This window comes from Streptomyces sp. NPDC002795 (assembly GCF_042888725.1).
Lineage (GTDB): Bacteria > Actinomycetota > Actinomycetes > Streptomycetales > Streptomycetaceae > Streptomyces.
Genome location: NZ_JBIAQB010000016.1, coordinates 106,684 through 121,556 on the forward strand (window position 1 = coordinate 106,684; position 14,873 = coordinate 121,556).

At 72.3% G+C, this 14,873-nt stretch carries 12 protein-coding genes; 3 read left to right on the forward strand and 9 right to left on the reverse strand.

Going from position 1 to position 14,873, the window contains the following annotated elements; genetic code table 11:
• Nucleotides 1-102: 102 nt before the first annotated feature.
• From ACFYWS_RS36375 to rimP, 8 genes are all read right to left on the reverse strand, one after another.
• The gene (locus ACFYWS_RS36375) at nt 103-3,597 is read right to left on the reverse strand and encodes a serine protease (RefSeq protein WP_389283617.1); all 3,495 of its coding nucleotides are present in this window, start codon (nt 3,595-3,597) and stop codon (nt 103-105) included.
• Between the two features lie 242 nt (nt 3,598-3,839).
• Nucleotides 3,840-4,745, reverse strand: a complete 906-nt coding sequence (gene truB / locus ACFYWS_RS36380; RefSeq protein ID WP_389283619.1) for a tRNA pseudouridine(55) synthase TruB — start codon at nt 4,743-4,745, stop codon at nt 3,840-3,842.
• 2 nt (nt 4,746-4,747) lie between these two features.
• Entirely contained in the window at nt 4,748-5,212 is a 465-nt protein-coding gene (rbfA, locus tag ACFYWS_RS36385) for a 30S ribosome-binding factor RbfA (protein ID WP_389283621.1), read from the reverse strand.
• A 48-nt stretch (nt 5,213-5,260) separates the two neighbouring features.
• On the reverse strand, nt 5,261-5,554 hold the full coding sequence (locus ACFYWS_RS36390) for a DUF503 domain-containing protein (RefSeq protein ID WP_389283622.1): 294 nt from the start codon (nt 5,552-5,554) through the stop codon (nt 5,261-5,263).
• Between the two features lie 137 nt (nt 5,555-5,691).
• Complete coding sequence (gene infB, locus ACFYWS_RS36395) at nt 5,692-8,814, reverse strand: translation initiation factor IF-2 (protein ID WP_389283624.1); 3,123 nt, start codon at nt 8,812-8,814, stop codon at nt 5,692-5,694.
• Nucleotides 8,815-8,960: 146 nt separating this feature from the next.
• Nucleotides 8,961-9,239, reverse strand: coding sequence for a YlxR family protein (locus tag ACFYWS_RS36400; protein WP_266714798.1), 279 nt, complete (start codon nt 9,237-9,239; stop codon nt 8,961-8,963).
• A 101-nt stretch (nt 9,240-9,340) separates the two neighbouring features.
• Nucleotides 9,341-10,351 carry a transcription termination factor NusA gene (gene nusA, locus ACFYWS_RS36405; protein ID WP_389283626.1) on the reverse strand — a complete coding sequence of 337 codons (1,011 nt, stop codon included), beginning with the start codon at nt 10,349-10,351 and terminating at the stop codon, nt 9,341-9,343.
• Nucleotides 10,352-10,353: 2 nt separating this feature from the next.
• Nucleotides 10,354-10,890 carry a ribosome maturation factor RimP gene (gene rimP / locus ACFYWS_RS36410; RefSeq protein ID WP_389283628.1) on the reverse strand — a complete coding sequence of 179 codons (537 nt, stop codon included), beginning with the start codon at nt 10,888-10,890 and terminating at the stop codon, nt 10,354-10,356.
• Between the two features lie 232 nt (nt 10,891-11,122).
• Here rimP and ACFYWS_RS36415 point away from each other — a divergent pair, with 232 nt between their 5' ends.
• Genes ACFYWS_RS36415 through ACFYWS_RS36425 form a run of 3 tightly spaced genes read left to right on the forward strand, consistent with a single transcriptional unit; the run spans nt 11,123 to nt 13,043 of the window.
• Complete coding sequence (locus tag ACFYWS_RS36415) at nt 11,123-11,632, forward strand: hypothetical protein (protein WP_389283704.1); 510 nt, start codon at nt 11,123-11,125, stop codon at nt 11,630-11,632.
• A complete protein-coding gene (locus ACFYWS_RS36420; protein ID WP_389283630.1) occupies nt 11,629-12,099 on the forward strand; it encodes a ferritin-like domain-containing protein in 471 nt (156 codons plus the stop codon). The genes ACFYWS_RS36415 and ACFYWS_RS36420 overlap by 4 nt, the downstream gene beginning before the upstream one ends.
• A gap of 41 nt (nt 12,100-12,140) precedes the next feature.
• On the forward strand, nt 12,141-13,043 hold the full coding sequence (locus tag ACFYWS_RS36425; RefSeq protein ID WP_389283705.1) for an aminoglycoside phosphotransferase family protein: 903 nt from the start codon (nt 12,141-12,143) through the stop codon (nt 13,041-13,043).
• Between the two features lie 98 nt (nt 13,044-13,141).
• Here the strand turns inward: ACFYWS_RS36425 and ACFYWS_RS36430 are convergent, their stop codons facing one another.
• Nucleotides 13,142-14,842 (reverse strand): proline--tRNA ligase, encoded by a 1,701-nt coding sequence (locus ACFYWS_RS36430; RefSeq protein WP_389283632.1) that lies wholly within the window; start codon nt 14,840-14,842, stop codon nt 13,142-13,144.
• Nucleotides 14,843-14,873 lie beyond the last annotated feature (31 nt).

Genomic DNA, 14,873 nt, shown 5'->3' on the forward strand with positions numbered 1-14,873 from the left:
CCTGAGTCCGACCGTCTAGACCGTTGCGTCTCTCTACCGGATACGCAGGTCTAAGAGTGCCATGCCGCCCGCCCGCGCTTCGCATCGGGCGGGCCCGCGACGCTATGCGGGTACCCGCACCACGGCCACGTTCTCGATCATGCGCCGGGAGCTCGGCCCGACGAGCGCCGCCCACTCGCGGGGCGCCCCCGCCAGCCACCCGGCCACCAGGCCCGCGAAGCCGGGCACGGACCGCGCGAGCTCCACGAGCAGCCGGTCGAAGCGGGATGCCCCTTCCGGCGTACGCACCAGCAGCATGCCCGTCCGGTGCACCAGGTCCCGCGTCCTGGCCTGCCCGCGCCGCGCCGCGTCCCGCGCGGCGGCGCACAGCAGCGCGCCGAGCACGACGGGGTCCCGCTCCTCTTCCAGCAGTACGTCGAGCAGCTCGGCCCGCAGTGCGCGCGACGCGGTCGTGCCGGGCGCGGCGAGCACCCGTGCCAGGGCGCTCCGCACGACCGGGGGCCGCTCCGACACAAGACCCACGACCAGCGGGTACATCACGGCCCGCGCACCGTCCCCGTGCTCCAGACACCGGTCGACGAACGTCGCCACGTGCCCGGCCGCAGCGTCCGGCCAGTCCTCCGCGAGCTCCCTCACGAGCGCGGCGGCGCGCCGGGTGTGAGCGGGTCCGGTCAGCTCGGCGAGGGTCCGCAGGATGTCACCGAGGCCGGGCCCGGGCTCCCGCAGCCGTGCCTGGAACGCCGCGAACACGGGCTCCGGGTGGGTGGCCACGGCCGGGACGAGCGCGTCGGCGGGCAACTGCGCGTCGCCCGCCGCGAACCGCTCAAGCGCCCGCGCCAGGTAGGCCGGCCGGGAATCCGGGTCCCGTACGAGGAGGGCGAGCGCGGCGCCGTGCAGCGCCCGGTCGGAGGGCCGCTCCAGCAGCGCGAAGGCGGCATACCGCAGCGACTCCCGGTCGGCCGCGTCCTCGACCCGCGGCGCGACCCGCACGGCGTACGCGGCGGCGGCGCCGCGCCGCTCGGGCCGCTCGTCGTGGGCCCATCGGTCGACGGCCCGGCACAAGGCGGACGGCTCCTCATCGGCCAAGGTGGCCAGCAGCTCGTCGGCGCGCGGATGAGCGCACTCGACGAGGGCCTCGATCAGATCGTCGAGGTCACGGTGGCGGTGGGTGTGGAGCAGCGCCTGAGCGGCATCGGCGACGGTGGCATCGGGCAGGGCGGGCAGCGCCCGCTCGTCGTCGAACCATCGCGTCAGCCTGCGCTGCACGCGCCGCGGCTCGGCGGCGAGCGCCTCCGCGACGACATCCAGACACCGGCCACCGGCCTCGCCCGCGTCATGCACCACGGCCCGCCGCAGCAGCTCGAAGCGGGTGTCGTCGGCCACGGCGATCCGCATCCAGAACTCCCCGCCGAAGCCACCTCGCTCCGCGAGCGTCTCGAGCACCTCGGGGTACGCCCCCGCGTCCGGCACCCGCACCAATACCTCCCTCACCAACTCCACCCCCCACCACTGCGCTTCCGCCTCCCCCGCCTCGGGGCTCCGCCCCGGACCCCGCTCCTCAAACGCCGGAGAGGCTTGATTCGCCCACCGAGCCTTGGGCAATCTGCCGCCTTGGGCGGCGGGGTGGGCAAGGCGGCCACCGGTGCAGCCTGCACCCGCGTCAGGCCCCGGCCCCGGCAAAGCCCACGGCAGCAACTCCCGCAAGCGCGCCTCCAGTTCGACGCATCCCACCCGTTCCAGGAAGAGGAGCGCCCGCACCACGGGCCCCGCCCGATGCCGCGGAACAGGGAAACCGTCCCCCTGCCGCCGGAACACCAGCGCCTCCAACGCCCCGTCCACATCAAGATGCATCCCCTGGATCCAGTCCGCGACCTCCTCGTGCGCGAACCGGAACCCACCCCCCGCGGGCACCAGCACCCCCTCCGTCAGCACCGCCGACGCCCACCCGGACACCCCGTCCCGCGCCCCCCACGGAAACAGCTCCTCGAACGACTCCCGGTCCAACTCCCCCTGCCCCGGCCCAAGACTGCGCCGCGCGGCCTCATGCACCTGCCCGGCCACCCGCGCCGCCAGCCTGCGCACCCCACTCCCCCGTACCCCCGAAGGCGCGGCCAGCCGGACCGCCACGCGCAGGCACATCAGGTCCAGATACGCCCCGAAGATCTCGTCCCTGCCGGGACACCCGGACACGCCTCCGGGCAGCGCCGCCCGCACCTCGCTCAGCAACCGCAACGACAGCGGATGCCCGGCCTCCCGCTCCGCGAGCGCCCCCTCCGGCACACCGAGCCGCTCCCGCGCCCGCCGCGCCGCCTCCCCGGCAAGGTCCCCGATCCATACGCACGGAGGCAGCGCCGACGGCCCCACGGCCGCCGGCCCGTACAGCACGTCCCCGCCGAACAGCGCGCCCGCCTGCTCCCAGAACTCGGCACGGCACGCCACCACCAACCGCACTCCGCACGCCGCGAGCCACCGCTCGGTCCCCCGCGACCAGGCACTCAGGCGGTGCGCGAGCACGGGCGGCATCTCCTCGGGCCCGTCGAGCAGCAGCACGAGCGGCCGCCCGGTCTCCCGGGCGACCTCGGCGATCCGCTCGGCGGAGATGTCCCCCACGTCCCTCGCGGGCGCCTCCTCCCGCGACGCCGCCACGATCCGGCCCGCCCGCGCGAGCGCCCGCCCCACGGCCTGCGCCACCGACGCGTCGTCCTCGCTCAGGTCCGCGCCCCGCAGCCACACCGTGGGCGCGGCGGCATCCCCCTTGGCCCGCCGCTCGGCGAACGCGGCGAGTTCCGTGGTCCGCCCGCTCCCCGGTTCCCCGACGAGGGCCAGCACCCGCGCCTCGCCATCCGCACCCGACGTAAAGGCGTCCAACTCCCGCACCAGGTCGGGCCGTTCGACCGGATCGGGCCCCTCGCTCCCCGGCCCGTCGCTGCCCACCGAGATCCCGGCCAGCTGCAACACGCCACCGAGATTCAGATCGTCCCCGTACGCGGGCACGGCCGCGGCATTGCGCGCGAGCAATGCGGCGAGCGGCCCCCGCCCGCCCGCGGCCACCGCCGCCCGCAGCGGCATCGCGAACCCGGCCGCCCGGTGCCCGGCCCGCAGCGCCGTACCGAGCACCGCGACCACCGCCCCCGAACCGGCGTCGAGCACAGGACCGCCCGCGGCCCCACCGCCGACGCGCAGCGCGTCCGCCCCGTCCGTGCCGACGGCCAGCTCCAGGACCCCGTCCAACAGGTGACTGCGGCCCCCGGCCACATACGCGACCGGCGAGCGCCCCAGGACGCGCGCCTCGCGCCATCCGCCCGCGGGGATCCGGACATACGCCCCGGCCGGCGGCGGCCCCGAGGCGGCCACCGGCAGCGGCACCGCGCCGAGCCCCTCCGTGCGCAGCAACGCCAGGTTCGCTTCGGGCAGTTCGACGATCGACCCGGGCTCCACCACACAGCTCGCACCGCCCGGCCCGTGCACCAGCAGGCGCCCGAGCCCGCTCACCACCTCGTGGCCGGTGACGACCGTCCCCCGGTCGTCCGCCGCGAAGCCCGCACCGCGCGGCCGCCCGGCCAGATCGGTGATCCGTACCAGCGGCGGGTCCACCATGACGCGACCCTCCCGCCGTTCTCCGCCCACGCCCCGTGCCTCGACGGTAGGCGCGCGGTGATCAGCAGGACAGCGTCAGAGACGAACGCGCCCCCTTGCGCTCCCCCTGTTCACTCCGAGCGCCCGCCCGAACGGGTGAAGTCAACGGGCTCGCTGGACAGACCCTTGAGAGGGGGGCGTGGAGCGGCGGCCACCCAGAGACCGGAACCCGCCGCTCCACCGAAATCCATGGCGCCAGGGCCTCAGCCGAACACGGCCAGGCTCTTCGCCTTCCCCTTGGACTCCTCGACCAGAGCGAGGAACTGCCCGTCGGGCCCGAACACGGCGACGGGACCCGCGCCCGCGTACTCCTCGGGCACCTCCAGGCGTACGCCGTTGAGCAGCAGCTTCCCGCGGCGCCCGTCGACGTCCCAGCGCGGGAACGCGGCGGCGGCCGCATCGGCCACCGGCATCACGGTCAGCGACTCCTGGAGCTGGTCCAGGGTGCGCGCCGAGTCGAGCTTGTACGGGCCGACGCGCGTGCGCCGAAGTGCCGTCAGATGCCCGCCGACACCGAGCCCGGCGCCCAGGTCACGGGCGAGCGCCCTGATGTACGTACCGGACGAGCAGACGACGGACACGACCAGGTCGAGGACCGGCGTGCCGTCCTCCGCGACCGCGTCCCGGACGTCGTACACGGCGAAGGACGAGATCTTGACCGGGCGCGCCGGGATCTCGAACTCCTCGCCCTCGCGGGCCCGCTTGTAGCTGCGGACACCGTTGATCTTGATGGCGCTGACCTTCGACGGCACCTGCATGATGTCGCCGCTCAGCTTGGCGATGCCCGCGTCGATGGCCTCGCGCCCGACCCCGGACGCGTCGGTGGACGAGATGAGCTCCCCCTCCGCGTCGTCCGTGAGGGTGTTCTGCCCGAGCCTGATCGTGCCCAGGTACTCCTTCTCGGTCAGCGCGAGATGGCCGAGGAGCTTCGTGGCGCGCTCGACGCCGAGCACGAGCACCCCCGTCGCCATCGGGTCGAGGGTGCCCGCGTGGCCGACCTTGCGGGTCTTGGCGATCCCGCGCATCTTGGCCACGACGTCGTGCGAAGTGAAGCCCGACGGCTTGTCGACGATGACAAGCCCGTCGGGCGGAGGGGTGCGGTCGGACATGCTCAGGCTTCGCCGTCCTTCTCAGGGGCGTCGTCGGCGTCGTCGTCCTCCGGCTTCCTGTACGGGTCCGCCCCGCCGGCGAAGTCGGCGCCGGCGGATACCTCGCGCACCTTCTCGTCGGACTGCCGGGCCCGGTCGAGGAGGTCCTCGATGGTCCGGGCGTTCTCCGGCAGGGCGTCCGCGACGAAGGTCAGGGTCGGCGTGAACTTCACACCGGCCGCCTGGCCGACCGCCGAGCGCAGGACGCCCTTGGCGCTCTCCAGACCGGCGGCCGCCTCGGCCCGCTCCTCGTCGCCCCCGTACACCGTGTAGAAGACGGTCGCTTCCCGGAGGTCGCCCGTCACACGGGTGTCGGTGATGGTGATGTGGGAGCCGACCCGCGGGTCCTTGATCCCACGCTGCAGCTTCTGGGCCACCACCTCTCGAATGAGGTCCGCCAGCCTCTTGGCGCGCGCGTTGTCGGCCACTGGTCCGTCTCCTTTTAAGTGCTTACTTGCTTGTTGCTTCAGTCTGCGTCAGTCGTCGCCACTGTGGATCCTGCGTCGAACCGAGAGCAGTTCCACCTCGGGCCGCCCGGCGACGAGCCGCTCACAGCGGTCCAGTACGTCGATCAGGTGGCCGGTGTCCCCGGAAACCACCGCGAGCCCGATCTCGGCCCTGCGATGGAGATTCTGGTTGCCCGTCTCCGCGACGCTCACCGCGTACTTGCGGTGCAGCTCGGCCACGATGGGACGGACGAGGGAGCGTTTCTCCTTCAGCGAGTGGACGTCGCCGAGGAGCAGGTCGAAGGACAGAGTCCCCACATACATGTGTGTCCGGATGTCCCGCCGGTCCGGGGTCGTATGGGCGACCGCTTCCGGCCACCGATACGGGAACGGTACACGCAACGGCCGGGGCCGATCGACGGGATTTAGTCCCGTCGACCGGCCCCAGTCGCGTATCAAGCTCAGACGCGCGGCTTCTCGCGCATCTCGTACGTCGCGATGACGTCGTCGATCTTGATGTCGTTGAAGTTGCCGAGGTTGATACCGCCCTCGAACCCTTCGCGGATCTCGGTGACGTCGTCCTTGAAGCGACGCAGGCCCACGATGTTGAGGCTCTCCGCGATGACCTTGTTGTCGCGCAGGAGTCGCGCCTTCGTGTTGCGCTTGACCTCGCCGGAGCGGATGAGAACACCCGCGATGTTGCCCAGCTTGGACGACTTGAAGACCTCGCGGATCTCCGCCGTGCCGAGCTCGACCTCTTCGTACTCCGGCTTGAGCATGCCCTTGAGGGCCGCCTCGATCTCCTCGATGGCCTGGTAGATCACCGAGTAGTACCGGACGTCGACACCCTCGCGCTCGGCCATCTGCGCGGCACGACCGGCCGCACGGACGTTGAAGCCGATGACGATGGCGTCCGAGCCCATGGCCAGGTCGATGTCCGACTCCGTGACCGCACCGACGCCGCGGTGCAGGACGCGGATGTCGACCTCTTCGCCGACGTCCAGCTGGAGCAGGGAGGACTCGAGAGCCTCGACGGAACCAGAAGCGTCACCCTTGATGATGAGGTTGAGCTGCTGGACCTCGCCGGCCTTGAGCACCTTGTCCAGGTCCTCCAGGGAGACACGGCGCACGCGCTTGGCGAAGGCCGCGTTCCGCTCACGGGCGGCACGCTTCTCGGCGATCTGACGGGCCGTACGGTCCTCGTCGACCACCAGGAAGTTGTCGCCCGCACCCGGGACGTTGGTGAGACCGAGCACGAGGACCGGAGTCGCGGGACCGGCCTCCTGCACGTTCTCGCCCTTGTCGTCGAGGAGCGCACGGACACGGCCGTAGGCGTCGCCCGCGACCAGCGTGTCGCCGACACGGAGCGTGCCTCGCTGGACGAGGACGGTCGCGACGGCACCGCGGCCCTTGTCGAGGTGGGCCTCGATCGCAATACCCTGCGCGTCCTGCTCGGGGTTGGCCCGCAGGTCGAGCGAGGCGTCCGCGGTCAGGACCACGGCCTCGAGCAGGGAGTCGATGTTCTCGCCCTGCTTGGCGGAGATGTCGACGAACATGGTCTCGCCGCCGTACTCCTCGGCCACGAGGCCGTACTCGGTCAGCTGACCGCGCACCTTGGTCGGGTCGGCACCCTCGACGTCGATCTTGTTGACCGCGACGACGATCGGGACCTCAGCGGCCTTGGCGTGGTTGAGCGCCTCGATCGTCTGCGGCATGACGCCGTCGTTCGCCGCGACCACGAGGATCGCGATGTCGGTCGACTTCGCACCACGGGCACGCATGGCGGTGAACGCCTCGTGGCCCGGGGTGTCGATGAAGGTGATGGCGCGGTCCTCGCCATTGACCTCGGTCGCGACCTGGTAGGCACCGATGTGCTGGGTGATGCCGCCGGCCTCGCCCGCGATGACGTTGGTCTTGCGGATCGCGTCGAGCAGTCGCGTCTTACCGTGGTCGACGTGACCCATGACGGTCACGACCGGCGGACGCGCCATGAGGGCCTCTTCGCCGCCCTCGTCCTCGCCGAACTCGATGTCGAAGGACCCGAGCAGCTCGCGGTCCTCCTCCTCGGGGGAGACGATCTCGACCGCGTAGTTCATCTCGTCGCCGAGAAGCTGCAGCGTCTCGTCGGTGACGGACTGCGTGGCCGTGACCATCTCGCCGAGGTTCAGCATGACCGCGACGAGCGACGCCGGGTTGGCGTTGATCTTCTCCGCGAAGTCGGTGAGCGAAGCACCGCGCGACAGACGCACCGTGGCGCCGTTGCCGCGAGGCAGCATCACGCCGCCGACCGACGGGGCCTGCATGGCCTCGTACTCCTGGCGCCTCTGCCGCTTCGACTTGCGACCGCGACGCGCCGGACCGCCGGGACGACCGAAGGCGCCCTGCGTGCCACCACGGGCACCGGGACCACCCGGACGACCGCCACCGGGACGACCGGCGAAACCGCCGCCACCACCGGGACGACCGGCGAAACCGCCACCGCCACCGGGACGACCGGCGAAACCGCCACCGCCACCGGGACCGGCCGGACGACCGGCGAAGCCGGGACGACCGCCGCCGCCACCACCGGGACGACCGCCGCCGCCACCGGGACCACGGCCACCGCCGGGGCCACCACCGGGACGCGGGCTGCCCGCGGCCGGACGCTGCGGCATCATGCCGGGGTTCGGACGGTTACCGCCACCACCGGGACGCGGACCGGCCGCACCGGCGCCGCCGGCCTGCGGACGGGGCATGTTGCCCGGGCTCGGACGGTTGCCGCCCTGGCCCTGCGGACGGGGGGCACCCTGGCCGCCGCCCTGCGGGCGCGGACCGCCCGGGGCACCCTGGCCGCCGGGACGCGGTGCGCCGCCCGGACGGGGCGCCTGCGGGCGCGCCATGCCGGTGGAGCCACCAGAGGTGAAGGGGTTGTTGCCCGGACGCGGACCCGAGGGACGCGCGCCACCGGGACGCTGGCCCTGGCCACCAGGACGCGGGGCGCCCTGACGGTCGCCACGGTCACCGCGCTGGCCACCCTGGCCCTGACCCTGGGCCTGGCCACGGTCCTGACCGGGGGCCGGACGGCCACCGGGCTTCGGGGCGCCGGGACGCGGAGCGGCCTGGCCGGCGGGCTTCGGGGCCGCGGGGGCCTGCGAAGCGGCGGGAGCCTGGAACTCCGGCGTGCTGGGCGCCGGGGAAGCGGGCTTCGGCGCCGGCTTGGGGCCGGGCGTCGGCCGCGGACCCGGGGCCGCCGGAGCGGCCGGGGCGGCGGGCTTCTCCGCGGCGGGCTTCTCCACGACCGGCTCCGCTGCGGGCTTCGGCGCAGCCGGGCCCGGACGCGGGGCGGCAGGCTTGGCGGCCTGCGCGGGAGAGGGGGTGGGACGCGGCGCCGCGGGCTTCGCGGGCGCGTCCTTCTTGGCGGCGGGCTTCTTGGCCGCGCCGTTGGTGCCCTGATTCAGGGCGTCAGTCAACTTGCGTACTACCGGCGCCTCGATGGTCGAGGACGCCGAACGCACGAACTCACCGAGTTCTTGGAGCTTGGCCATGACGACCTTGCTCTCTACGCCGAACTCCTTGGCGAGCTCGTATACCCGGACCTTAGCCACTTCGCTCCTTTTAGGTCCGGGTTACGCCGGACCGTCGCTACTTCATGGGCGTACTCATCGCGTGCTCATCGAGTGCTCATCGCAATCTCGACCTACTTCCAACTCGCGGGGTACCAGGGCCGCACGGGGGTTCCGTACGGCGCTTCTTACGGTGTCGCCTGCTCGACGCGGTGGCGCAGGGCCGCCGTGTCGAACGGTCCAGGGGCCCGATAAGCCCTCTGAAACGCCCGGCGGCGGACCGCCAGGTCAAGACAGGCCAGGGCGGGATGCACGTACGCACCCCGGCCGGGCAGCGTACCGCGATCATCGGGGACGCATTGGCCCTCGATCACCACGATCCGCAGCAGTTCGCTCTTGGCCGCTCGCTCCCGGCATCCCACGCAGGTTCGCTCAGGGCATGCGCGGGCATGCGTCCGACCAGACACTCTTAAGTCTACCTCCCCGTACCGACCCCACCCCTTTGGGGTAAGGATCGAACGGCCGGCTCGTCACATACTGTCGTGATCCAAGCGCTGAGCGCTCGGATTTATTCCCCTTCGGGAGCGTCCTCGGAGGAGCCGTCCTGCTCGGTGTCCGGGCGGATGTCGATGCGCCAGCCGGTGAGCCGGGCCGCGAGCCGGGCGTTCTGACCCTCCTTGCCGATGGCAAGGGAGAGCTGGTAATCGGGCACGGTCACGCGGGCCGAGCGGGCCGCGAGGTCCACGATCTCGACCTTGGAGACGCGGGCCGGGGACAGCGCGTTGGCCACCATCTCGGCCGGGTCCTCGGACCAGTCGACGATGTCGATCTTCTCGCCGTTGAGCTCGCCCATGACATTGCGCACACGCCCGCCCATCGGGCCGATGCAGGCGCCCTTGGCGTTGAGCCCGCTCCGGGTGGAGCGCACGGCGATCTTCGAGCGGTGTCCCGCCTCGCGCGCGATGGCACAGATCTCGACGCTGCCGTCGGCGATCTCCGGCACCTCGAGCGAGAAGAGCTTCTTCACGAGGTTCGGGTGCGTACGGGACAGGGTCACGGAGGGGCCGCGGACGCCCTTGGCGACGCGCACGACGTACGAGCGCAGCCGCAGGCCGTGCGGGTACTCCTCGCCGGGAACCTGCTCCTGCACCGGCAGGATGGCCTCCAGCTTGCCGATGTCGACCAGCACGTTCTTCGGGTCGCGGCCCTGCTGGACCTGGCCCATCACGATGTCGCCCTCGCGGCCCGCGTACTCGCCGAGCGTCGCGTCGTCCTGGGCGTCGCGCAGCCGCTGCAGGATGACCTGCTTCGCGGTGCTCGCGGCGATCCGGCCGAAGTCGTCAGGGGTGTCGTCGAACTCGCGGGGCTCCTGGCCCTCTTCGAGGTCCGACGGGTCCTCCTTGGCCCAGACCGTCACGTGGCCGCTCTCGCGGTCGAGCCGCACGCGCGCGTGGCGGAAGCTTCCGTCGGTGCGGTGGTAGGCGATGAGGAGAGCCGACTCGATCGCCTCGACCAGCAGATCGAAGGAGATCTCCTTCTCCCGGACCAGCCCCCGCAGGGCACTCATGTCGATGTCCATGGCTACGCCTCCTCTTCCTGAACGTCGTTGTCGTCGCTGTCGTCGTCGTTCTTGTTCTTGCGGTTGAACTCGACCTGGACCCGCGCCTTGGCGATGTCCGTGAAGTCGAGCCGTCGGGAGGTGGGCTTGCGCCCCTTCACTCCCGGTACTTCCAGGTCGAGGCCGTCGTCGTCGACCTTGATGATGCGCGCGACCAGCTCGGATTCCCCGTCTTCGGAGGTCAGCTGGAACTTCACGAGGCGGTCCGTCGCGCGGACGTAGTGGCGGTGCTCGGTGAGGAGTCGCTCGGCGCCCGGCGTTCCGACCTCGAGTTCGTACTCGCCCGCGCCCATCGCGTCGGTCTCGTCGAGCTTCGCCGAGAGCGCGCGGCTCACATCGGCGATCACGTCCAGATCGGCGCCCTCGTCGGAGTCGACGACGACGCGCAGCACACGCTTGCGTCCGACCGAGGCCACTTCGATCTCTTCGAGTTCGAGCCCCTGTGAGGTGACGAGCGGTTCCAGTAGTTCCCGCAGCCTCTCGTTCTGGGTGGTGCTCATCCGGGTGACTCCTCGGCCGCGTGTGCTGTTGTGGTTACTGACTTTCCTTGCGCGTCAGGTCAAAGGGTATCCGGTCCAGGGGGGTGTTGCCGTCCACCCGTGCAAGGGCGGCGGTACGGTGATCACGGCCACTCCCTCTTGATCAGACCTGATCAGTTCCGATCAAGGAGCCGCTCCCTGAAAGCCCTCTCCCCTCCCGCCTCTTCGCCCCCTGAGGACGCCTGCCGTGCCGATGCTCCCTCTCGCCCGCTCCGGGCCACGTCGTAGGACTCTGCTCGTCTCGCTCGCCGGGGCCGCGCTGCTGACCGGCTGCTCGGACGCCGAGGACGGCGCCGACGGTGGCAGCGGGGCGCCCGCCGCCGCACAGGAGAAGCGGCTGCGGTCGCAGGCGGCGCAAGAGAGCGCGGACCTCCTTGGCCAGTACGACCGGGCCGTGTCGGCCCGGCCGGCGCTCGCGGAGCGGCTGAACCCGCTGCGGGCCGAGGTCGAGCGGCATGTGAAGGCGTTCGGCGGGAAGCAGAGGTCGTCGGGCGCGGCAGCTCCCCCGGGCAGGAAGTCGGCCGCGGCGCCGGCCTCCGAGAAGGACATCCTCAAGGCGCTCTCGGTGGCCGAGCAGCGGCTCTCGGACCGCCGGATGTCCGCGCTCGTGGACGCCCCCGGCGAGCTGGCGCGGCTGCTCGCGTCGGTGGCGGCGGCCGGGGCAGGGCACGCGTATCTGCTGTCGGAGGACGGACAGGAATGAGCGAGAACGAACTGCTCGCGGCGGTGCAGGCGGCGCTGCGCGCCGAGCACGCGGCGGTGTACGGCTACGGAGTGGTCGGCGGCCGGATCGGCGAGGACCGCAGGAGCCGGGCCAGGGACGCCTACGACGCGCACCGCGCCCACCGTGACGAACTGCGGCGCACGGTGCGCGACTTGGGCGGCAATCCCGAGGAATCCGCGGGGGCGTACGCGCTGCCGTTCCCGGTACCCGACGCGTCGGCCGCGGCACGGCTCGCCGCGGACATCGAGAGCAGGGTCGCGGGCGTCTACTCGGATCTCGTACGGGCGGCGAGCGGTGAACGGCGCCGGAGCGCTGCCGACGCGCTCCGCGAGGCGGCGGTCCGTGCCGTGCGGTGGGGCGGCGGCAGCGTAGCCTTCCCTGGGCTCTCCGAACGGGCCGCGGCGCCGTCCGCGTCGTCGTCCCCGCCGGAGGACCCCAGCACGTAGGCAGATCTGGAAGGAAAACCCCGCGCATGGCATCCCCGCGCATGGCATTCGAACCGCCTCCGCGTCTTGTGAACGCGCTCGGCGAGGTGCGTGACGACGGGGCGTCGGCGTGGCTCGACCGGGTCGGCGCGCTGCTCGACGAGGCGGCGGCGCGGCGCGATGTGACGGTGGAGCGGGTGCATGTGCCCGGGGGCCGCAGCAGCCTGGTCGCCCACGTCCGCAGGGCGGACGGCTCGCCGGCGATCCTGAAGCTGGCGCCCGAACGGTTCCGTCCGGAGGCGGAGCGTGCGGCGCTGACGCACTGGGACGGCTTCGGCGCGGTGCGCCTGCTGGACCCGGGCGTGAACGACGGCGCGCTCCTCCTGGAACGCCTCCACGCGGAGATCTCCGTCCGTACGCTGCCGGAGGCGAAGGCGCTCCTGGAGGCGGCGGGCACGCTGCGCCGCCTGTGGGTGGACCCGCCGGAGGGGCGCAACTGCGAGACCGTTCCGGAGCGCACGGGCCGCCAGGCGGTCGCGATGCGGGCGACGGTGGAGTCGTTCCCCGACGTGGCGCCGCTGATCGACGCGGCGCTCGGGACGCGGGACGAGCTGGTGTCCTCGCCGCCCGAACTCCGTTTGCTGCACGGTACGTTCCGGCAGTCCAAGGTGCTGTCCGGGGAGCGGATGCCGTGGCTGGCGGTCGGCCCCGACCCGGTCGTCGGCGAGACCGCGTTCGACCTGGCGCGGCTGGTCCGCGACCGGGTGGAGGATCTGATCGGCTCGCCTTCGGGCCCGGCCATCACCCGCCGCCGGGTGAAGAAGCTCGCGGAGTCCCTGGAGGTCGACCAGGATCGGCTGCGGGGCTGGACGCTCTTCCGGGCGGTGGAATCCGGTGCGCGGGCACTGCGCGTGGGGCGGCACCAGGATGGCGAGAACTTGTTGGAGTTCGCGGGGTGGCTGTGACCTCCGGTCGGGGCGGGCGATACCGGTAGGTACCGGTGGGCCGGGGCCGGGGCCGCGGGGCTCTGCCCCGGACCCCGCTGCTCAATCGCCGCAGGGGCTCAATCTGTGAGGCGGGCGACCGCCTCGGCGACCGTGAGTTCCTCGCGTTCGCCGGTGCGGCGGTCCTTCAGTTCCACGACGCCGTCGGCGCTGCGGCGACCCGCGACCAGGATCTTCGGGACACCGATCAGCTCGGAGTCGGTGAATTTCACGCCGGGCGAGATGCCCGGACGGTCGTCGACCAGGACACGCACACCGGCGGCCGCCAGCTTGTCCGAGACCTCCAGGGCCAGCTCCGTCTGGAGGGCCTTGCCCGCGGCGACCACGTGCACGTCGGCCGGGGCGATCTCCTCCGGCCAGATCAGGCCCTTGTCGTCGGCGTGCTGCTCGGCGAGGGCCGCGACGGCACGCGAGACGCCGATGCCGTACGAGCCCATGGTGACGCGGACCGGCTTGCCGTTCTGTCCGAGGACGTCGAGCTGGAACGCGTCGGCGTACTTGCGGCCGAGCTGGAAGATGTGGCCGATCTCGATGGCGCGGTCCAGCTTGAGGCCGGTGCCGCAGTTGGGGCAGGGGTCGCCTTCCTGGACGACGACCACGTCGACGTACTCGGAGACCTCGAAGTCACGGCCCGCGACGACGTTCTTCGCGTGCACGCCGTCCTTGTTCGCACCGGTGATCCACGCCGTGCCGGGGGCGACGCGCGGGTCGGCGATGTACGTGACCTTCTCCAGGCCCTGCGGCCCGACGTAGCCACGTACGAGGTCGTCGCGGCCCTCGAAGTCCTCGCCGGTGACCAGCTCGACGGCGGCCGGGGCGAAGTGCGCCTCGACCTTGCCCATGTCGACCTCGCGGTCGCCGGGGACGCCGACGGCGACGATCTCGCCGTCGACCTTCACGAGGAGGTTCTTGAGCGTGGCCGACGCCGGGACCTCCATGTACGCGGCGAGCGTCTCGATGGTCGGGGTGTCGGGGGTGGGGACCTCGACGAGCGCGGGCACGCCCTCCGCGTCGACCGCCTTCACGGCGAAGCCGACCGCCTCGGTGTTCGCCGCGTACTCGCAGTGCGGGCAGTCCGCGAAGGTGTCCTCGCCGGCTGCGGCCGGGGCCAGGAACTCCTCCGACTTCGAGCCGCCCATGGCGCCCGCGGTCGCGGCGCAGATCCGGTAGTCGAGGCCGAGGCGCTCGAAGACGCGCTGGTACGCGGCGCGGTGCAGGGCGTACGACTCGGCGAGCCCCTCGTCGGTCAGGTCGAAGGAGTACGAGTCCTTCATCTGGAACTCGCGGCCGCGCAGGATGCCGGCGCGGGGGCGGGCCTCGTCGCGGTACTTCGTCTGGATCTGGTAGAGGATCACCGGCAGGTCCTTGTAGGACGTGCACTGGTCCTTGACCAGCTGGGTGAAGATCTCCTCGTGGGTGGGGCCGAGCAGGTAGTCGCCGCCCTTGCGGTCCTGGAGGCGGAACAGCTCGGCGCCGTACTCCTCCCAGCGCCCGGTCGCCTCGTAGGGCTCCTTGGGCAGGAGCGCGGGCAGCAGGACCTCCTGGCCGCCGATGGCGTCCATCTCCTCGCGGACGACGCGCTCGACGTTCGCGTAGACCCGCCGGCCGAGCGGCAGCCAGGACCAGACACCGGCGGCGGTGCGGCGCACGAAACCGGCGCGGACCAGCAGCTTGTGGCTGAGGACCTCGGCGTCCGCCGGGTCGTCGCGCAGTGTCTTGACCATCAATCGGGACATGCGCTGGACCTGGACCTTGGCCATGATTCTTGACTCCTGCGACGAAAGGCTGATG